This window comes from Coleofasciculus sp. E1-EBD-02, assembly GCF_040218245.1.
Lineage (GTDB): Bacteria > Cyanobacteriota > Cyanobacteriia > Cyanobacteriales > Coleofasciculaceae > Coleofasciculus.
Map to the genome: position 1 here is coordinate 26,235 of NZ_JAVJQN010000253.1, position 18,507 is coordinate 44,741.

Consider the following 18,507-nt stretch of genomic DNA (forward strand, 5'->3'; position numbering starts at 1 on the left):
CCATGAAAAATCCAATCGTACTCGCTATTATCTCCATCGTTGCAACCAGTTCAACAGCCTTTGCTATTCCCACAACCGAATGGGGAGGAGCAAAAATCCCCGACTGGACTCAAGTATCATTCTCTGAATTACCACCCATTCATAAAGATGGAGCCTTTCAATCCACAGCCGAAATTGACAACATGGCAGGATATGAAATGGGGCGAACCTGGAGCCAAGGAAATACCCCCGATGAATTTCTGAAGCTAGGGGATTTTAGTACATCATTCAAACTACAAAACTTTTCTATTGACGAGATCGCCTCTCTTACCGGAATTGACCTAAAATCCATAGTCTTAGAGGAGTTCGGCACAATCGCTGACCAGTCCATTGAAGCGTTAGCAAGTGCCATCCCCGAACTAAAGAACATGACCATCGGTTCAATCCTACCGATTAACGACCTTTTAACCGCCACACTTGGGGCAACCTTTGACCCTAACCAAACTATCGGGGAACTGCTAACCAAATCACCAATGGCGGGTGAACTTAAACTGGGAGAAATTGACTTATCCGCTTATGACCTGGAAAGCATTCCCGGCATCACCGAAACCCCCATCGGTAATTTTGAGAACTGGGAAAACTCATTTATAGAGGAAATTCCTGGCTTGAGTGAGGTTCCCTTCTCCGAATTTCCCGGAGGTATAGCAGGTACGGGAACCGATGTTGGTACGGCTGATTTAATCCTCAAAAACGTTGAGGGTAATCGCACCCGCACTATCTCTGGCAGTGACAAAGAAGGGTTCACCGTTCCTTGTAAGGAAAATTGCGCTCATGTTGAACTCAATGGGAGTCAGAAGCTGGCGGGGCGGCAATGGATATCCGGTCAATTTCAAGAAGTCCGGGGCGGATTTGGCATTTTAGGTCAAACCAACGGAGGAAAAGAACCGACAGGAATTCACCCCTTTGGTGAGGGTTTCAAGGTCGTGTTGTGGGAGGTGAACGATACTGAAAACTCGGTCAGCACCATGCTGTTCTTTCGAGTATGCAAACGAGGGACACCTGATCTGGGTTGTACCCCCTACTTTATCGGTGGGGTTCCCTTCATGACCTTTGATGAAACCATGCCCATGTTCTTGGGAAAAGTTGAGGAACTACCCAACAATCCCCTACAAACTCCTACAAACCTAACATCAACCAACAATCCCCTACAAACTCCTACAAACCTAACATCAACCAACAATCCCCTACAAACTCCTACAAGCACATTCATTCAGCCCACAGGAGATTATGCAGCTCCTATAAACACAGATGCCATGTTTGCCGCTTTAGAAAGCATCGAGGGAAAGTACAATTCCGTTGGAAAATGGACGTGTGACAGCAAAGGAAACTGCGGACGGGGATTGGGAGCTTTCCAGTACATGAGTTATCGCCCTGACGTGCAATCGCTTATCAGTGGAAAACCGGGTGGAGCAGAATTCCTCACTAAAATTGACAGCCAAAAAGCAGTAACAGGAGACGAGCTTCTACTATATTTCTCTCCAGAAGACCAACACACCTTGTTTGAGAATGATATCAACAATCTAGCCAATATTGCATCCCAGCAGATAGATCCGATTACGGGTTTACCGTTTGAGGGAGACAGGTTAGTGGAGCGTATCGCCCAGATGCATTTTGGCGGAATCAACATTCCCATCGACTCCAACGCTAGCGATATCAATGGAACTTACACCGTTAAGACTTACGGGGAACAAGTTCGTCAAGTTTACCGCACCTACGAAGATTAAGCCGAAGTTCAAAAGCTCAGGCTTCTACTAAGTAAGCCTGAGTAGTTGACAAACATATCTAGTCGAAATGAAAAGTAAACTCGCCCTTTATAATAAAATTCCCATCTACATTCAAGTTACTATAGGCATTTTCCTCCTTACTGGAATAGGATTAGCCGAAAGACTTTTACGCCACCCACAGCCACAGCAATGGAAAAACGCTTCCAAAATCATTGATTCTGGACTATTAACGAAGATCGCCCAAGATAACACGACGGATAACATAAACCCAGAAACCATCAAGGCAATGAGTTTGGGTGATGGCATTTATCTAATTGACTTTAATACTCCCCAATTGTGTGGACGGGCTGGGTGTTTGTACGTGGCGTACACAAAACAGGGCGATCGCATCTTCAACCTCATTCTTCAACCCCAGTCCGATTTATTCAGACTCAACTCATCTGATCCAACCCGCACCTGCCTAAACATCCGGCAACCCAAAGGAAACCAAACCCTAATTCATACCTATTGCCATGAAGGTGACAAATTCATCAAAACCATCACTTCAGCTACGAACTGAAATCGCCCAAGCCCCTATCCCTCAAATTGACACCAAGCAGATTATTGAATTTGCCAGAAGCCCTAACGGAACCCTGCTGATTATCGCAGCCATTGGATTCGGCATAATGCAGATTATGTCAGGCAATGACAGCAAAAAAGGTAAAATTGCTACCTCGTTCTGGGGTGGAGCCAAAGAAAAAACCACCGCTAAAAAGAAAGCCCTTAAGCAGATTAAATCACCCCAGCGCAATGACGCAGCGCTTTACATCGGGATGCCCCCTGATATCCGTAAAAAGCTTAATACCCAATGGCTTACCCAGGGACTAATCAGCGCCAAAGAAGCCAAGAAGAAACCACCCAAAACGCCCACACTTTACCTCCCTGATGTGCAGCGGGGGACAGCGGTGATTGGGGCGGCGGGTTCGGGCAAAACCTTTTCGGTAATTGACCCGATGATTCGGTCAGCGCTAGACCAAGGTTTCCCCGCGTGCATCTATGATTTTAAGTATCCCGCCCAAGCCAAACGTGCCGTCCCTTATGCCCTCAAACGCGGCTACACAGTCAGGATTTTTGCCCCTGGATTCCCGGAGTCCGACACCTGTAACCCATTGGATCTGATTCGCAATGAGGAAGATGCCATCGCCGCCGGACAACTGGCACAGGTGATCAACCGTAACATCGGTGGAGCCAGGGACGGGGGATTCTTTGAAGATGCCGGGGACGCACTCACCGAGGGCATATTCCTGCTAACTAAGGCAGTAGAGACATTAACTGGAAGTCGGGAATATTGTGACTTAATGATGGCACAGGCAATCCTTTCTCTGCCCGGTTTACCCGCCCGGTTAGAAGCCGCCCTCCCAAGGCTTAACGTTTGGACAACTCGACCCCTCACCCAGCTTATCAGCGTTAAGGACTCTGAGAAAACCGCCGCCAGTATTATTGGCACAGCCCAGAAAACCTTTGGACGGTTCCTTAAAAAAGACTTTGTTGGTGCATTTTGCGGTCAAACATCTCTACCGTTAGACCTTGACGGCAAACAGTTAATTATATTCGGATTAGACCGAAATAATCGAGATATTGTTAGTCCATTACTGGCGGCAATATTACACATGGTGGTTACCCGTAACGTCTCCCGGACTACCCCTCGCCACGACCCATTAGTAACAATATTAGATGAGCTTCCTACAATGTATTTACCCCAGTTAGTTAACTGGTTAAATGAGAATAGAGAGGACGGGTTTTGTGGTATTTTGGGCTTTCAAAATATCAGCCAACTTGAGCATAAATACGGCAAAGAAATCGCCCGTGCCGTCTTTGGTGGCTGTGCCACTAAATTTATTTTTAACCCACAAGATCCGGAGTCAGCTAAAATATTTTCTGACCTGTTAGGAGAAGTTGAAGTTGAGTATAAGTCAAAATCGAAATCCACCAGCAAAGGTAGCACAACTAAATCGATATCAGACCAAAAACAGAAGAAAGAATTAATGGAAGCCGCTGCATTTGGCAAGCTGGGAACGGGACGGGCGGTCATTCTTAACCCAGCCCATAAGCGCTCTGACGAAAGTTACATCCCTTTACTACAACAAGTCAAAGTCCCCAAGGCTGACATCACCGAGCAGAAATGGGCAGAGGGACAATGGGACAGAATCAGAGAACGGTTTATCCAAGCCAATAACAATTTAATTTCTGATGAGGAGCGCTCGCGCCAGCTAGAAGAGCGGCGTAATTTAGCAGAGGAATTATTTCCTCTGCCAGAAGGTTCAGATAGCGAAATGTTTTAACATAGAGAATGAATTAAAATGGCAATTCCATTACATGAAAGCCCTGAACAAAAAAGAGCCGTTGGTCAAATGATTGATCAAACTCTAGACTTTATCAATTCAATTGAACAAATCAAACTACCACGTATAGTGATCGAGCGGGATAAGGGGATAACCTATGATTCCCAAGACCCAGATAAGCAAACCATTGATGATCAGACCTTCAAAGACTTGGCTAAGGTTAGACGCGCACCCCAAGGGTCACAAGTTGAAGGTGTCAGCAATATCAAGGTTTCCGTCAATGCCCAAGTAAAATTAGAGTGCAAAGATGGTCAAGTTACCACCAACCAAGAGGTTAAAATTCAACTTGATGTTACGGCAACCGTTGGCACACCTGAACGAGCTGAACATACCCCCAGTCACACACCTGAACAATCTAAACACATTCCTAATCGTACAACCGAACAATCCAAGCACACCTCTAATCGCACACCTAAGCCTGAACAAACCAACGCCCCAAAATTAAGCTCAAAGGAAGCCTCTACGCCTACAAAACCTTCCTCACGATCTAGCCCTCGCAGTACCCAATCAACTAAAGAAAATACTGCCAGTGCTGGTGTTGGTAATAAAAAGGAAAAAACCGTAGATGAGCGCGTTGAGAAGTTAACGAAAAGCATTCAAGAATATGCCCACAGAGCAGGCAAAGATGTTGGGGTTAAAGGCAAAGTCTACAACTGGTCAGCAACTCCAGACGGCAAAATCAAGATTGAGAAAAATGGCGAAACAGTTTTAGAGCGTACCGACGGCAAGACCACACACAAACTATCTAAGAGCGACCTTGACCACTTTGAAAAAGCCATGAAGAGAGTAGTTAAAAGAGAGAGGCAGTCGGGACGCTAATTGGGTCAGTTTTAAGCGCAATTTAACCCCTGGAATTTTGACCGCTTCGCTCGATTTCCCGCTACCAGAACGCGCCACAAAGTAAACGGTTGCGATAGTAGGTTAACCCAGGCGCGTCTGGCAGTCCGCAAAAGCCGGGAAATCGCAAAATTCCTTCATTTTCATTTGGCTCATGTTTAAGTTAACCATTCATTCACAACTCAAAATCCATAAATCTCTTGCCGTCTCCTTGCCTGTCATTGAAAGAGCCAACGTAATCAAAGCTATTGATGCACAATACTTTTGGAATTTGACCACTCCTGGCATTATCCAGTTAGAATCAGGGAAAACAATTCAGGATCTCGCCGGGACACCCCTGCAAAGAGCTAAGAATGCGATCGCATTTATTTGTGATTGTCCCAATCCAGGCTTATTCATTCTAGAAAATATTCCGGAACTCATAGCCTCCCAAGCCAATGCTCCTGAACAAGAGGAACTCATCGCCCATTTAATCAACACAGCTTGTAGCCTTCTCAACCAAGACGACAAGTTTATGGTCATTCTGGACATCCATGAAATCGGATTGCCTGAGACCTTGCGATCGCTTATTCCTTCCTTCACTTATCCCTTACCTGACGCCAAAGAGATTGGCGAAATTTTACCCCAAAACACACCCGAATTACAACTTATCTGTGCTGGTTTAACTGTAGAAGAAATTAAAACCGGGCTACGACGCATTACCCAGGTGGCTGAGCGGCGTCGAAGCCAGGACGACGACCCAGCTACCGTTCTGCTCGATTACAAGATAGAACGCCTCAAAGCATTAGGACTTGATTTTATCCCCAAACCCACCATTGGTGAATTTGGGGGACTCGATAGAATCAAAACCGGGATTGAACAAGTACGGGTAGAATTTCTGGAAGTAGCCCGAAACTACAACATCCCCTATCCTAAAGGCTGGTTGCTAGCGGGTGTACCGGGGACGGGTAAAACCTTCTGCTCCCAGATATGTGCGAGGGAGCTGGGATTCCCCCTTATCAGTGTTGGGGCAGACGTAGTCAAGGGCGGCGGCGCTGCATTTCTCAAACGGTTACTGACCCGGATTGAAGCCTGCTCACCAGCGGTGTGTTTTTTTGATGAGTTCGATAAGTTTTTTGCCGCCGATTCAAAGAGTGGGGAAGATAAACAGTCCAAGCAGATATTGGGTATTTTACTAACCTGGCTCCAGGAAAAACGGACACCCACGTTCGTGATTGCCACCCTTAACCGCCTAGACGCACTGCCACCGGAGTTAACCCGTGCCGGACGTTTTGATAAAATCTACTATGTGGGATTCCCTCAGTCCAACGAACGCAAAGAAATCTTTCAGCTTCACGCCTCCCGATTTGACCCCCGCTTCCAATCCGATGAGACTTGTCCTTTGACCCACTCCGACTGGATGATACTATTGGGGAAAACTCAAAACTGCACCGGGGCAGAAATCCGCGCCATCGTCGAAGGCGCCGCCAGAGAAGTCTTTCACCGCCTTTACCAAGACATTGGCTCGGATTTAGAGTACCACGACTCACTACCCCCGATTGAATTAAGTCTTGAGCAGTTGTTGCATTCTCGCTCTGAAATCACCTCATTATTTAGCCGTGACCCTGAGCGGGTGTTGGCGATGGAGAATCGGGCAAAATATGTAGCCGTTGAAGCCAGTTCACCGGATACTTCTAGTTTTGCGCCACCCCTGACATCCTATTGGGGGGATTAAGGGAAATCCCCTAGAACCAGAACCCCACTCACTCAGTTCTAGGGGAAAGTAGAAAATCCCCTAGAACTAAAATCCGACCTTTGTGGGCGATAATTAGTTTCTAGAACCTCCCTTTGGATAAGTAAATGAGCCATGAGAGCCAGAGGACGATTGCGACTGACAACCTGATCCTTGACCAACCGCTGCCCCTGACGATTCACCCGGCGGCGGTGTATCTGTCGAGTCTGTCTGAGGGGTCAAGGGCGACGATGAAGCAGTCTCTGGATGCGATCGCTTCTTTGTTAACTAATGGTTCGGGTGATGCTTATACTCTAAATTGGGCAGGGTTGAGATATCAGCACACAGCGGCGGTGAGGGCGGCGCTTTTGGAGCGGTATTCTCCGGCGACGGCTCAAAAGATGATGTGTGCGTTAAGACGGGTGTTGAGGGAGGCGCGGAAGTTGGGACTTATGGATGCTGAAGGTTATGCACAGGCGGTGGAATTGCCGTCGATAAAATCGAGTAAGAATCTTCGGGGTCGCGCTTTGACGGGTGATGAGATTGCGGCGCTGATGGGTGTTTGTGAGAGGGATGGGACGGCTCAAGGGGTGAGGGATGCGGCGCTGATTGCGATTTTGCGCGGGGCTGGATTGCGTCGGGCTGAGGCGGTGAATCTGGATTTGAGGGATTTTAGTCGGGAGACGGGGCGTCTGGAGGTGAGGAGGGGGAAGGGGGAGAAGGATCGGTTGGTGTATTTGCCGGAAGGGGCGATTGGGTTTGTGGAGCGTTGGCTGACAATTAGGGGACGGAAACCGGGAGCGCTGCTGTGTCCGATTCGTAAGGGGGGAATGGTGCAGCTGCGGCGGATGACTCCCCAGGCGGTGTTGTTGATTGTGCAGAAACGAGCAACGGAGGCGGGGGTGAAATCCTTTAGTCCTCATGATTTTAGGCGCACGTTTTGCTCGGATTTGTTGGATGCTGGGGTGGATATTGTTACGGTGCAGAAGTTGGCGGGTCATGCGTCCCCGGTGACGACGGCGAAGTATGACCGACGCGGGGAGGATGTGAAGCGACGGGCGGTGCAACGTTTGGAGTTTTGATATATTATTAAATCCTTATTAGATTAATGCTGTAGCTGCGATCGCGATTTTACTCAAAACCTGAAACGCTGTCGGGGGTAAAGGCGACAGATTCACCAGCGGGGAAGAATTGGCACATTCAGAATCCGAGTCAGATGAAAGTTCTGAGGATATGGGAGAAGTTGCTCAAACGACCATTTACCTGCGAATCGGAAAAACCTCGACAAGCCAAGATACTCGTTCTATGATGTGGATAAGCTGATTTTTGACGGGACGAAGCGGGGGCGAAAAACCCGGTTTGCCGTCAAAACGCTAGGAACCTTGAAAATTAAAGATTTCAGCCGTTTTTTGGAAAGGGCAAAAAAAGCAAAAAGTCCATTCCAGCGCTTGGATTTCGTCAGCCGTCAAAATTGGCTGTGGGAGTCCCGGCTAGAAAGGGTTTCAGAGGACAGGGTTTCCTACTAATGACTCCCCGCAAGGGGATTGAAACTGGTGCGAAGTTCTAATCCAGCAATATGAGGCACTCCCCCAAGTGCTTGAAAAACTACGTCCATAGCAGTAAAATGAGGCGATTAACAGCAGAACCTAGAAAACTGCATAGTAAAATACTGTAATCCACGTTATCGACACCAGTCGGCAAATCGCTGAAACCCTATAATTTCCGTTAGGTGGTGTCGATGCCTTACAGGGAGGGAGTTTGAGCGATGTATCTCAAAGGACTTTGGGTAAGATATAGCCGAGTTTTATCGGTGGTGTCAATTTGGCGGCTGAAACCCAGTCCCCGTAAGGTCTCCTGAGCGAACTCTTTCCAAACACACTTCCCCGAGAGGGGATGGAAACACTCTATTTTCCCTTTCGAAAGTTTTTGCAATTTTTCCTTTCCAAACACACTTCCCCGAGAGGGGATGGAAACTTTAAGATGACGGGCTATAGCCCCTTCTTGCATTTTTCTTTCCAAACACACTTCCCCGAGAGGGGATGGAAACCAACCTTGAGGTACTTCAAGCCAAAACTGTCCGTCCTTTCCAAACACACTTCCCCGAGAGGGGATGGAAACCGCAACTCCAACCTGCAGATTCTGCAGATTCGATCTGACTTTCCAAACACACTTCCCCGAGAGGGGATGGAAACCTCGCATCGAGAAAGTATTTCTGTAGCCAAAATGACGCTTTCCAAACACACTTCCCCGAGAGGGGATGGAAACGTTGACCAGGACATCAGAGGTTCCTTGAAGCTGATAATGCTCCTTCCAAACACACTTCCCCGAGAGGGGATGGAAACGCTGCGATAAGCCCCAGCAAAGAACAAACGGAAGCTTCTTTCCAAACACACTTCCCCGAGAGGGGATGGAAACCCATACACTTCCCCAAAAGGGGACGAGAACTTTTTCGTGATCCATAAAAGGGGACGGAAACTTTTTTCGTGATCTATTCGGAGGAAGTCTTTCACTAACTTTCCAAAAACTTCCCCGAAAGGGGACGGAAACTCTACACCGAGCCAAAGTCTTACAGTTCAACTAATGACCAACTGCCGATCGCCCTTTAAAAACCAGTGTCAAAAAACTAACAAGCAGTAAGCAGACCCAATATCAAATTGTTGTCACAGTGACATAAGAACAGATTATCGAGAAATTCGGCGATCGCGGGAAATCTACCCAAGCAAAACTTATAAATCTCAATAATCCCAAAGCGATAAACCAGGCTACGCGGTGCCCTGGTATGACGCTGGACTGAAAAGGCGGAAAGTGTTGTTAAACCGTTGTTTCGTGGTTAAAAGTAGCCGTCACCGGGAAAAGATTACTCAAAAGTGATAACCCGTGAAAAATCCGAGGGCGATCGCAGTCTATCATTGAATCGTCCCTAAGTAAAACTACTAACTGGTAAGGGTTACGGTAGCGCCAGGGCTTGAAGCTATCACCTGCAAGTTATCAGCCGCGAGAGGAAAGAATTGAACAGGGGGAACGCGATCGCTACTTTACCCGAAACCTGAAACGCTGTCGGGTTGGGGTTTTTACGGGTTGCGGGAAGGAGTGCGCGATGGTTTTAGGGAGGTTGACGGCGATTAAACCTCAAATCGGATGAGTTGGAAACGATACCCTCGACACCACAAAGAACAAGCAGTATAATGAGGCGATTAACGGCAGAACCTAGAAAACTGCATAGTAGAGTACGTTAATTCAGCGTATCTACACACCTCGCCCAATGGCTGAAACCCCTATTTTTCCGTTGAGGTGTGTCGATAGCCCTCTGGGTAAGGGTTTTGAGCGATGGAATCCTGAGATTTTTGTCAATAAGCGTCAATTAATTGAGAATCGAAAAAGGTGTGTCGATTCGACGGCTGAAACCCAGTCTCCGTAAGGCTTCCTGAGCGAACTCTTTCCAAACACACTTCCCCGCGAGGGGATGGAAACCAAAATAACACCATTTTTGACTAATACTGTGAAAGTCCTTTCCAAACACACTTCCCCGAAAGGGGACGGAAACGATACAAGACAATCAACTCCTGTCACTTGAACCATAAGGTGTCCAAACTGGAAGCATAAGTTGTCCGTTTTCTTTAGCTGTAACCCTCATTCCTTCGTAGGAGAGAAAGCAACAATCAGACTTGACACCTGCTGAGTCCTAATCCTTAACTTTCAGCCTTGCCCGTTTAGCATAAGTTTTCACCGTTTCATAAGGCATTTGCAACTCATCAGCTATTGCAACCAAAGACTCTCCTGTCTCCTGCCTTGCTAAAATAGTGGCTTGAGTCAGGCAAACCTTAGCCGCCCGTTCCCCCCCAGTTCGCTTTTGACACTGCATCAAGCGTTCCATTAACTGGTCAATACGCTTTGCCAGTAGGGTTTGTACCAGCAACGTTTCAATCGAATTCGGCTGTGATAACCACCCCAAGCGGGTTTGTCCGAGACCAAACGTCGTTTTATGACCCGTCCCGCAGTACGGCGCAAGTTGACCCAGTGCCGTAAAAAGTCTGTGAAACTGCCGATTTTTGGTCGCTTCCGTGGGTAAGCCATACTCAATAGACCCCAAAAACCCCGTCACCTTTCCCTGCTTCCCCGCCGCCACTTTCACAGACTCTAATTGATGGCGGTTAATCAGTACCGACTCATTCACCCATTCCAGAAACGCTTCATCGTCAACGGGTATCCCAGAAAACTCATTCCAGCGGCGCAGGTAACTCTGAAATACATTAAAGGGTAATGGTAAAGGGAGATGATGACCCTTGCGGCGAAAACTCGTTGGGGTGACAAAGCTAAGGGAGAGGGTTTTGGCAAGTGGAGTTTGGTACAGTTTACGGTAAGTCGTTGGCGGCAGCGCAAAGGAAACCGACTGAATCTGCAAGGGTGCATAGCGCAGTTTAATCATGGGGGGTAACGTTTGCAGCCAGTCTGCCAACCACCCGACAAGAGTGGGAGAAAAAGCAGTCAGATACCAGCGATAGGTTTGGTCACAAAGAAGCTGGAGTTTCTGACCCTGAGTATCCATTTTCCCCTCTAATCCAGAAAGGGTGAATGGCTTTTTCGATTGGTCATCGTGAAGGGAGGCTGATAAGGCTGGGTCAAGGGTACGCACTTGGTCGAGAAACCAGGCGTGGAGGGTTTTTGTATAGTGCGGGAACAGAATAGCACTTTTTTTAGGGATGAGTTCAAAGACTAAGCCAACCAGTTCAGAGGATGAATTGAAGGATGAGGGATGAGAGATGAGGGATGAAGGGTGAGAATGTCCTTTTTCCGTTCTCCGTCCTCCTGATAAATGGGGGTAAAGTTCATTGATTGACATTGAGATGGAACTAGAGTATTTTGCTGATACTATGGTAAAGTCTTATTTTCTTTCAGAAACAGTAACCAATTGAGTGGAGAACAGATAAGCTGTTATAGTTCCTTTCCCAGAGTAACAATAGAGCGTTAATCACTCCAAAGTGCTGACAACTTGTGCTAATTCTGCGACCATTGGACTAGGATTAGGGGTGCGATACAAGTCTAAGAATGCATGGTAAAACCATAATGTCCCCTGCTTCCCTGCACTAAAGACTGACCAAATTTCTTCGCCCTGACACCGGGTTTCCATAACGAGCGATCGCGCGTTGTGCAATTTGTCGGCTAAAGCCACTCGCCGCACGGCATCTGACCCTTGGCGCAATTGGTCTAAATACCGCTGTTTCCGTTCTCGCCACGGGGGTTTGATGTCTGTGTCGGATTCGGTACAACCATCAACAATTGCCACGACTTGTTCACCAAACCGATGCAAGATGTCCTGGCGGGTTGCTGCACCCCCTTGGTCTTCTACGGCATCATGTAATAAGGCGGCAATGGCTTCTGCTTCGGAACCGCCATCCTCTAGCACTAAAGCCGCCACACTCAGTAAGTGAGAAATATAAGGAATACCGTTAGTTTTGCGCCGTTGTTTGGCGTGGAGGCGAGTGGCGTAAATTAGTGCTTGCTCAAATTTCTCGGTTAGTTGGGTGTTCATATCGTCATTTGTCATTTGTCATTTGTCATTTGTCATTTGTCATTCGTCATTTGTCATTCGTCATTTGTCATTTGTCATTTGTCATTCGTCATTTGTCATTTGTCATTTGTCATTCGTCATTTGTCATTTGTCATTCGTCATTCGTCATACTCGCTTCGCGAGAAGCAAACTACGTCATACTTGCTTCCCCTGCTTCCCTTGCTTCCCCTGCTTCCCTTGCTTCCCCTGCTTCCCTTGCTTCCCCTGCTTCCCTTGCTTCCCCTGCTTCCCCTGCTTCCCCTGCTTCCCCTGCTTCCCCTGCTTCCCCTGCTTCCCCTGCTTCCCCTGCTTCCCTTGCTTCCCCTGCTTCCCCTGCTTCCCCTGCTTCCCCCACCACAAAACGTATTCAGCAGTTCTAATTGTAGGGTGTGTTAGCGTAGCGTAACGCACCACCCCCATCCGGTGTGTTTGCGTAAGTCCTGTTAGGAAGGCAGGAGGCAGAAGTTTTATCTTTTGCCGTTTTATGTTTTACTTAATGCTAAGACTTTCTCCAGTAAAATATCGGGGACAGTAAAGGTTTTTCCCCGTTCCCAAGGTCCGGCAATGATTTCTAAATAGGGCTTTTCCTGCAACACGTCTAACCGCTCATCTAAAACACTGTGAATGACGGCTAAGGGTTTGAGTCCGCCTCGTTTTCTACAAAAATTGTGCCAGTGGGGAATATCGTCGGGCTGAGAACTGATAATAATGTAATGAGTGCAACGGTGCAACAGGATGATGTCTTCGGGTTTTGGCATTCCTCCAAAATCCACTAAAACTAATTCCATGTCTTGGCGAATATTGCTCACGGCGTCGCCATGAAAAAGGAAAAAACGGTCGCTTTTTTCTGCCCGATAACGCCGATTTAATTCGTCGGCTAAGGGTCGGTTTCTCATCTGAGCATACCAGTTTCCTTCGCCATCCCACTGCGCTCGATGTAGGTGAATTTGTTTGTCGGGTACGCTGTGGTTGAGGGTATAGTCTAGGGCATGACAGAGGACGCTTTTGCCGCTATTGGGGGAACCGCCAATTAAAATGGCTGCACATTGGTCGTGATTCATACGTTTGTAAAAAGCTCCTGGAACCCTGGCAGAATTGCGACTAGCTACGACGACGAATCCACCGAAAGTAATGTCGTAGCAACCTAACCAAGGGGCGGATTGACAACGTTTAATTAGGTGACTATAAAGCCAAGTTGGTGCTGAACCCCAGAGGACTATTCCTTGATTGAAGTCTAAGTTTTTGGGCAGTTCGAGATGGCTCAAGGCAGATGGCTGGAGTTCACCACAAATATCGATTTCTAAACATTGATAGGATTGACCTTGGGGGGAGTGGATTTGGGTGACGAAGAGTTGGAGTTGATGGCGAATGGAAGTAATCATGGTAAAGTCAAATATCAAAAGGCAAAAGGCAACAGTCAGTTAGCAAAATAATTGACTTTTTATGCATTTATCTCATTCCCTTCACGGCGTTCGAGGGAATGCTTTTTACTTGATTGATGTTTTATGGCAGAGTTAGTTTGAGGACTTGACCGACTGCCACTCCTTTGTGATGACTTTCGACAACGACAGCGCCTTCTAAACGGGGGTCGAAACAGCCTACCCAGGCGGTAGCATGACATTCGTGGACGAGGTAGCTGTATAGCCAGATGGGTCCTTTGCCTTCGATGACGACGCCTTGACTGGACTGGATATTGGCGGGGAGTTCTAATCCTTTTAAGTCCTGTGGCTCGATGATACCATCAGGACTGGTGAGGCGAATTCGCAGGTGTTGGTAGGCGAGTCCGTTCTCGGTTTGATGGGAATAGAGGTCTAATTGAATTGGTGACATTGGTGTTCGTTCAAAACTGTAGATTCAACCGTTGTTTGAGGTTGTGCTGCTACTTTAACACCCTTATGGAAGAGGTTATTTCCAACTTATGTTTAACCATCCACCCACTCTAGAACTGCTGCAATGGTTAACGCGGGGTTCCCTGAAGCAAAATTTAGCCAGGGCGGTGCGCCTGTGGGTGTGGCTGCGTTTGCTTTATGGTCAGGAGGGGGAACGGTTGGAGTTGCCAGAACCGTTTACTTATGCTAAGTGGCGGGATGTGTTTTTTACGGAGAGTCATCCGAAAGGGGAAAAGGTTCTCTATCATGCGGATTCCCGATGTCCCTGTCGGAAAACGGCAGCAAGTTGGCTATTTGCGGAGGGGACGGGGGTGGAGAAGCCAACGTGGATACGGATGATTGTGCGCCATACGGATTGGCGTCGGGATGCGGTTGAGGATTGGCTGAATCAACCGTTGTTTTCTCTGACTCGGCGTATGTTGGCGGGGGATTTACAAGCGTTGACGCAGTTGGGATGGTTGAGGTATCGAGGGCGACGATATTGGCGGGTGCAGCGGTTTCCTAGTTTCTCGATGGTGACATCGAATCAGGGTTCGGCGGAGGATTATAGTTTTTTGCCTCCGGATTTAGGGTTAATGGCTTGGAATCACCGCCAACAGGTGAATGGGGTGCAGCGGTTTTTTCTCCATGTGGATTATGTGGTGCCTCGGCGGTTGTTGGATAAGGTGGAGGATTTGCAGGATCAATTGAAGCAGTTGTGGGCGAAAACGCCGATACCGCCTGTGCTTTTACGGTATAGAAGTGCCAAGTTGGATGGGGAGGTGGATTGTGTGGTTTATCCGGTTTGTATCTATTATGTGCAACGGGCAATTTATTTGTGCGCTTGGGGGCGTGATCCTTATGGGGCGATGAATTGGTGTAATTATCGCTTAGACCGAATTGAGGTGATTGTGCCGTTGGAGTGGCAGGATGGACGGGTTCCGGAGTCGTTAGGACAACGGTATCAGCAGCAGGATTTACCGACTCCGGATTTCATTCAGGCGGAAATGGAGAAGGCGTGGGGGTTTGATTATTATCAACAGCCGTTGTTATTGTTGTTGCGGTTTGATGGGTTGCATAATCGGCGCTATATCCAGGGAACGGTACGCCATGAGACGTTTAAGCCGGTGAGTTATGAGGAGGCGATGAGGTTGGTGAAGCGGGAAGCGCCAGTGATGCATCGGCAGCGGTTGTTACAGGTGATTCAGTCTCGTCCTGGTGAGGATGCTTATTATCGGGCGATTTATCGGCAGGGTGATCCGAATGTGTTGATGCGGCTTCAGGCTTGGCGTCCGTTTGTTGAGGTGCTTTTGCCTTGGGAGTTGCGGGTTCGGGTGGCGGAGGATGTGCGGAAAGAGGCAAAGTTGTATGAGGATTGAAGGCAGAAGGCAGAAGGCAGAAGGCTTTTTTAAGGCAGAAGGCAGAAGGCAGAGGGCAGAAGGCTTTTTTAAGGCAGAAGGCAGAGGGCAGAGGGCAGAAGGCTTTTTTAAGGCAGAAGGCAGAGGGCAGAGGGCAGAAGGCTTTTTTAAGGCAGAAGGCAGAGGGCAGAGGGCAGAAGGCTTTTTTAAGGCAGAAGGCAGAGGGCAGAAGGCAGAAGGGCAGAGATTGACGGGTCAAGGTTTGGCGCATTTTGCTGTGTCCTAATCGCCTTGGCGACTGCTATAAAAACACACGCCATTTATGGTAAGGGCACGATAATATCGTGCCCCTACAGGTGGCTTGAAGAGTTAACCTCTTTCTCTTTCCCCATACCCGACACCCCACACCCCCATAATTCATGCTTCTTTGATTTTGTAGGAGACGTTGACTTCCATTAGTTGAGAATTATAAATCTGGCTGATGTATTGCAATTGCCTGGACGCTGTGGCACAGGCGAGAATGATTCCGGCTGTCATTCCTTTGGTTGCTCCGGTGTAGTCGGCGATGAGTTCGGATTCTTCTATGCCTTGGTTTTGGGCGTCGGCGTAGATGCCGTTGACGAGGCGGCGGATGTAGTTGGGGTCGTCAACAATGTCGTCTTCGACGAGTAAGTTGAGGTATTGTCCGGGATTGTCGGGGTCTTCGAGTTGATAGTTTCCGTAGTGAAATTCAACGGTTTGGGTGATGCCTTTGTCGGTGAGTTTTTTAATCATGTCTTGGGCGTAGGGTAAGGATTTGTGGGTGCAAATTAACCAGCAGTGTTTTAGGTGGGGAGTTTGACCGTTATTCCAGTGATGGAAGATGGCGACTTCTGCGGGGGAATTGGCTTTGGGACTCATGGCGGCGATGAGTCCGGGTCGGGTGGTGGTTAGGGGGATAACGTTGGTTTGGTCGGGGACTTTTATCCCTAGGAGGGGAATTTTGACCAGTTTTTGTTTTAGCCAGCGGGGGAATTTGGTGACGTATATGACTAACAGAAGTAAGAGGGTGAGGCTGGCGACGATTGAGGCTTTGAGTAAGGCAAGGTTGAGTCCGAGTTGGGTGTGTAACCATAAGCCGAAGACTTCCCAGAATAGGGCGGATATGCCATCGGATATTACGGTAAATAATAGGTTGCCGATGAGGAAAAAGGTGAGAAAGTTTTTGGTGGGGTCGGTGATGAGTTGGACTATCGAAGGGCGTTTCATGGGTGGTTTGATGAGTGATGGTTGATGCCTTCGATTTTAGTTGGGTGTGGAAGAGGGGATTTCCAAGTCGGCGGCGGTTTTTGAAGGGAAAGGGTTTTTTTAGGTAGATGGCAAAAATACTGATTTCTCTGAAGGGTTCTCTGATTTTTCAGAGTTTCCGTCCCCTGACGGGGAAGAGGTAAGTGTAACTTTAAACACATTGAAGGAGACAAACGAGGCAAACGCAAAGTTTCCATCCCCTGACGGGGAAGAGGTAAGTGTAACCTAGGCTACACCGCATCAACCGAAGCTGAAAAGGTGTTTCCATCCCCTGACGGGGAAGAGGTAAGTGTAACTGGAATGAATACAAGCAACAGCGCAAGCTTGAGCGTTTCCATCCCCTGACGGGGAAGAGGTAAGTGTAACTATGGAGCAAGCTAGGGGGATGTAGGAGATGCCTTGTTTCCATCCCCTGACGGGGAAGAGGTAAGTGTAACCGCAATGGCAACCCATACCGCTTGGGGTTGGTGTACAAGTTTCCATCCCCTGACGGGGAAGAGGTAAGTGTAACTTGGTTTATGCGTCCTTTTCTGGCGGGAGCTGATTTGAGGTTTCCATCCCCTGACGGGGAAGAGGTAAGTGTAACCAGGCAAAGCTTACCCGTGATGAAAATATCATCTTAGGTTTCCATCCCCTGACGGGGAAGAGGTAAGTGTAACCCGTTCATTTTTAACTATATACGTCAATCAAGACCACGCAGTTTCCATCCCCTGACGGGGAAGAGGTAAGTGTAACAGAGCAAAGCTGATCAACAACCCAATCAAGTTTGATATGTTTCCATCCCCTGACGGGGAAGAGGTAAGTGTAACCCCTCAATTTGAAACCCTTACCCTGTATGGGTTCTACAAGCCATTACCGAAGCTCACCAATTTTGACCCATTCAACGGGGTAAGATTTCCCGAAAAAACGGCTGAAAGCTTTACCAGATAAGGCGGCGAAGCTCACCACGAAAGAATCAGGGTTTCAGCCATTTTGCTTGAGCGTCGCTTTTTTGCCCTGATTGTTGGACATTAGCTATCTCTACTCATTTTATGAAGTTTTCAAGGTACTGTTTCCTACCAATACAAGCCAATCCCATATCCTGATTCAATCTCTGTGCGATCGCCAGAACATTTCTGCCCAATTGGTGACTACAGGTAATCTAACCTAATACAACAGGAACGTCAACTCCTTCTCCTATCGTTGATTGGAGTCATCGCCAGGAATCGTGCGATCGCGAAAACCCTGGATTTATTTTGCCTCGGTTGATGGGGGAGGGGTGAGTTAATCGCTGATTCTGTTTGGGGTCAAGAGTTACCGGATCGCGATCGCAGTGGGGGATGTTTTTGGCGATGTAACGGTACAATTCTCTAACTCGAAAGTAAGCCCGAACCACTGATTCCTCTGAAGGGTTCACTTATTTTTCTGAGTTTCCGTCCCCGTGAAGGGGAAGTTGTATGAAATACCAAGCAGAGTACATGAACCTGCCATCAGAAGAGGCGGAAAGGTTTCCGTCCCCGTGAAGGGGAAGTTGTATGAAACCCTATCGATTTGAAACCCTTACTAGGCAAGGCTTAGAGATAGGCAAATCTGGGGGGGTCTAAAATTACCCCGAATACTTGACACTTATTTTCAGTGACATCCTCCCGCACCAAATCAAAGATTATGGTGCAGGCTTCCCCAAATCACTTTGAGGATTTCCTGGTTACTCCCTTACGGGATTTCAACACTTGCCTAGATTGGCTTTCACCAATCCCCGGTAGATCGTCTGCACA

Annotated in this window: 19 protein-coding genes and 2 CRISPR repeat arrays; of the genes, 12 read left to right on the forward strand and 7 right to left on the reverse strand. The window is 47.9% G+C overall.

Going from position 1 to position 18,507, the window contains the following annotated elements; all coding sequences use genetic code 11:
* The first annotated feature begins 2 nt into the window (after positions 1–2).
* The 9 genes from RIC07_RS37050 (at position 3) to RIC07_RS37090 (ending at position 10,110) form a co-directional block, all read left to right on the forward strand.
* Positions 3–1,763, forward strand: a complete 1,761-nt coding sequence (locus RIC07_RS37050; RefSeq protein WP_446398874.1) for a hypothetical protein — start codon at positions 3–5, stop codon at positions 1,761–1,763.
* A 67-nt stretch (positions 1,764–1,830) separates the two neighbouring features.
* Positions 1,831–2,322 (forward strand): hypothetical protein, encoded by a 492-nt coding sequence (locus RIC07_RS37055; protein ID WP_446398875.1) that lies wholly within the window; start codon positions 1,831–1,833, stop codon positions 2,320–2,322.
* Entirely contained in the window at positions 2,276–4,084 is a 1,809-nt protein-coding gene (locus RIC07_RS37060; protein ID WP_446398876.1) for a type IV secretory system conjugative DNA transfer family protein, read from the forward strand. Before RIC07_RS37055 ends, RIC07_RS37060 begins: the two co-directional genes overlap by 47 nt.
* A gap of 18 nt (positions 4,085–4,102) precedes the next feature.
* Positions 4,103–4,963 carry a hypothetical protein gene (locus tag RIC07_RS37065; RefSeq protein WP_446398877.1) on the forward strand — a complete coding sequence of 287 codons (861 nt, stop codon included), beginning with the start codon at positions 4,103–4,105 and terminating at the stop codon, positions 4,961–4,963.
* Between the two features lie 172 nt (positions 4,964–5,135).
* Positions 5,136–6,695 carry an ATP-binding protein gene (locus RIC07_RS37070; protein WP_446398878.1) on the forward strand — a complete coding sequence of 520 codons (1,560 nt, stop codon included), beginning with the start codon at positions 5,136–5,138 and terminating at the stop codon, positions 6,693–6,695.
* A 125-nt stretch (positions 6,696–6,820) separates the two neighbouring features.
* Positions 6,821–7,774, forward strand: coding sequence for a tyrosine-type recombinase/integrase (locus RIC07_RS37075; RefSeq protein WP_446398879.1), 954 nt, complete (start codon positions 6,821–6,823; stop codon positions 7,772–7,774).
* 228 nt (positions 7,775–8,002) lie between these two features.
* The gene (locus RIC07_RS37080; RefSeq protein ID WP_446398880.1) at positions 8,003–8,218 is read left to right on the forward strand and encodes a hypothetical protein; all 216 of its coding nucleotides are present in this window, start codon (positions 8,003–8,005) and stop codon (positions 8,216–8,218) included.
* 339 nt (positions 8,219–8,557) lie between these two features.
* A CRISPR array of direct repeats spans positions 8,558–9,107; the repeat unit is 36 nt; unit sequence CTTTCCAAACACACTTCCCCGAGAGGGGATGGAAAC.
* 550 nt (positions 9,108–9,657) lie between these two features.
* Entirely contained in the window at positions 9,658–9,834 is a 177-nt protein-coding gene (locus tag RIC07_RS37085; protein WP_446398881.1) for a hypothetical protein, read from the forward strand.
* 120 nt (positions 9,835–9,954) lie between these two features.
* On the forward strand, positions 9,955–10,110 hold the full coding sequence (locus RIC07_RS37090; RefSeq protein ID WP_446398882.1) for a hypothetical protein: 156 nt from the start codon (positions 9,955–9,957) through the stop codon (positions 10,108–10,110).
* A 264-nt stretch (positions 10,111–10,374) separates the two neighbouring features.
* Here RIC07_RS37090 and cas6 read toward each other — a convergent pair whose 3' ends face one another.
* The 5 genes from cas6 to crn3 (RIC07_RS37115) all read right to left on the reverse strand — a co-directional run bounded on the left by cas6 (position 10,375) and on the right by crn3 (RIC07_RS37115) (position 14,070).
* Complete coding sequence (gene cas6 / locus RIC07_RS37095; protein ID WP_446398883.1) at positions 10,375–11,532, reverse strand: CRISPR-associated endoribonuclease Cas6; 1,158 nt, start codon at positions 11,530–11,532, stop codon at positions 10,375–10,377.
* A 129-nt stretch (positions 11,533–11,661) separates the two neighbouring features.
* A complete protein-coding gene (locus RIC07_RS37100) occupies positions 11,662–12,237 on the reverse strand; it encodes an HD domain-containing protein (RefSeq protein WP_446398884.1) in 576 nt (191 codons plus the stop codon).
* A gap of 154 nt (positions 12,238–12,391) precedes the next feature.
* Entirely contained in the window at positions 12,392–12,598 is a 207-nt protein-coding gene (locus RIC07_RS37105) for a hypothetical protein (RefSeq protein ID WP_446398885.1), read from the reverse strand.
* 124 nt (positions 12,599–12,722) lie between these two features.
* The gene (crn3, locus tag RIC07_RS37110; protein WP_446398886.1) at positions 12,723–13,622 is read right to left on the reverse strand and encodes a CRISPR-associated ring nuclease Crn3/Csx3; all 900 of its coding nucleotides are present in this window, start codon (positions 13,620–13,622) and stop codon (positions 12,723–12,725) included.
* 121 nt (positions 13,623–13,743) lie between these two features.
* Entirely contained in the window at positions 13,744–14,070 is a 327-nt protein-coding gene (crn3, locus tag RIC07_RS37115) for a CRISPR-associated ring nuclease Crn3/Csx3 (RefSeq protein ID WP_446398887.1), read from the reverse strand.
* A gap of 88 nt (positions 14,071–14,158) precedes the next feature.
* Between crn3 (RIC07_RS37115) and RIC07_RS37120 the strand changes: the two genes are divergently transcribed.
* Together RIC07_RS37120 and RIC07_RS37125 are read left to right on the forward strand one after the other, a co-directional pair.
* On the forward strand, positions 14,159–15,487 hold the full coding sequence (locus RIC07_RS37120; protein ID WP_446398888.1) for a TIGR03985 family CRISPR-associated protein: 1,329 nt from the start codon (positions 14,159–14,161) through the stop codon (positions 15,485–15,487).
* On the forward strand, positions 15,477–15,752 hold the full coding sequence (locus RIC07_RS37125; protein WP_446398889.1) for a hypothetical protein: 276 nt from the start codon (positions 15,477–15,479) through the stop codon (positions 15,750–15,752). The genes RIC07_RS37120 and RIC07_RS37125 overlap by 11 nt, the downstream gene beginning before the upstream one ends.
* Before the next feature lie 131 nt (positions 15,753–15,883).
* Here RIC07_RS37125 and RIC07_RS37130 read toward each other — a convergent pair whose 3' ends face one another.
* A complete protein-coding gene (locus RIC07_RS37130; protein ID WP_446398890.1) occupies positions 15,884–16,714 on the reverse strand; it encodes a CRISPR-associated protein in 831 nt (276 codons plus the stop codon).
* Between the two features lie 153 nt (positions 16,715–16,867).
* Positions 16,868–17,562: a CRISPR direct-repeat array (repeat unit 36 nt; unit sequence GTTTCCATCCCCTGACGGGGAAGAGGTAAGTGTAAC).
* 194 nt (positions 17,563–17,756) lie between these two features.
* On the opposite strand from RIC07_RS37130, the gene RIC07_RS37135 reads away from it, so the two are divergent.
* Positions 17,757–17,903, forward strand: coding sequence for a hypothetical protein (locus tag RIC07_RS37135; protein ID WP_446398891.1), 147 nt, complete (start codon positions 17,757–17,759; stop codon positions 17,901–17,903).
* A 42-nt stretch (positions 17,904–17,945) separates the two neighbouring features.
* On the opposite strand, the gene RIC07_RS37140 is transcribed toward RIC07_RS37135, so the two are convergent.
* Complete coding sequence (locus tag RIC07_RS37140; RefSeq protein ID WP_446398892.1) at positions 17,946–18,149, reverse strand: hypothetical protein; 204 nt, start codon at positions 18,147–18,149, stop codon at positions 17,946–17,948.
* Between the last annotated feature and the right edge of the window lie 358 nt (positions 18,150–18,507).

Bases quoted from the DNA above. Each gene is read 5' to 3' on its own strand.
- RIC07_RS37050 (WP_446398874.1), top strand. From the start codon at position 3: ATGAAAAATCCAATCGTACTCGCTATTATCTCCATCGTTGCAACCAGT.
- RIC07_RS37055 (WP_446398875.1), top strand. From the start codon at position 1,831: ATGAAAAGTAAACTCGCCCTTTATAATAAAATTCCCATCTACATTCAA.
- RIC07_RS37060 (WP_446398876.1), top strand. From the start codon at position 2,276: ATGAAGGTGACAAATTCATCAAAACCATCACTTCAGCTACGAACTGAA.
- RIC07_RS37065 (WP_446398877.1), top strand. From the start codon at position 4,103: ATGGCAATTCCATTACATGAAAGCCCTGAACAAAAAAGAGCCGTTGGT.
- RIC07_RS37070 (WP_446398878.1), top strand. From the start codon at position 5,136: ATGTTTAAGTTAACCATTCATTCACAACTCAAAATCCATAAATCTCTT.
- RIC07_RS37075 (WP_446398879.1), top strand. From the start codon at position 6,821: ATGAGCCATGAGAGCCAGAGGACGATTGCGACTGACAACCTGATCCTT.
- RIC07_RS37090 (WP_446398882.1), top strand. From the start codon at position 9,955: ATGGCTGAAACCCCTATTTTTCCGTTGAGGTGTGTCGATAGCCCTCTG.
- cas6 (WP_446398883.1), bottom strand. From the start codon at position 11,532: ATGTCAATCAATGAACTTTACCCCCATTTATCAGGAGGACGGAGAACG.
- RIC07_RS37100 (WP_446398884.1), bottom strand. From the start codon at position 12,237: ATGACAAATGACGATATGAACACCCAACTAACCGAGAAATTTGAGCAA.
- crn3 (WP_446398886.1), bottom strand. From the start codon at position 13,622: ATGATTACTTCCATTCGCCATCAACTCCAACTCTTCGTCACCCAAATC.
- crn3 (WP_446398887.1), bottom strand. From the start codon at position 14,070: ATGTCACCAATTCAATTAGACCTCTATTCCCATCAAACCGAGAACGGA.
- RIC07_RS37120 (WP_446398888.1), top strand. From the start codon at position 14,159: ATGTTTAACCATCCACCCACTCTAGAACTGCTGCAATGGTTAACGCGG.
- RIC07_RS37125 (WP_446398889.1), top strand. From the start codon at position 15,477: ATGAGGATTGAAGGCAGAAGGCAGAAGGCAGAAGGCTTTTTTAAGGCA.
- RIC07_RS37130 (WP_446398890.1), bottom strand. From the start codon at position 16,714: ATGAAACGCCCTTCGATAGTCCAACTCATCACCGACCCCACCAAAAAC.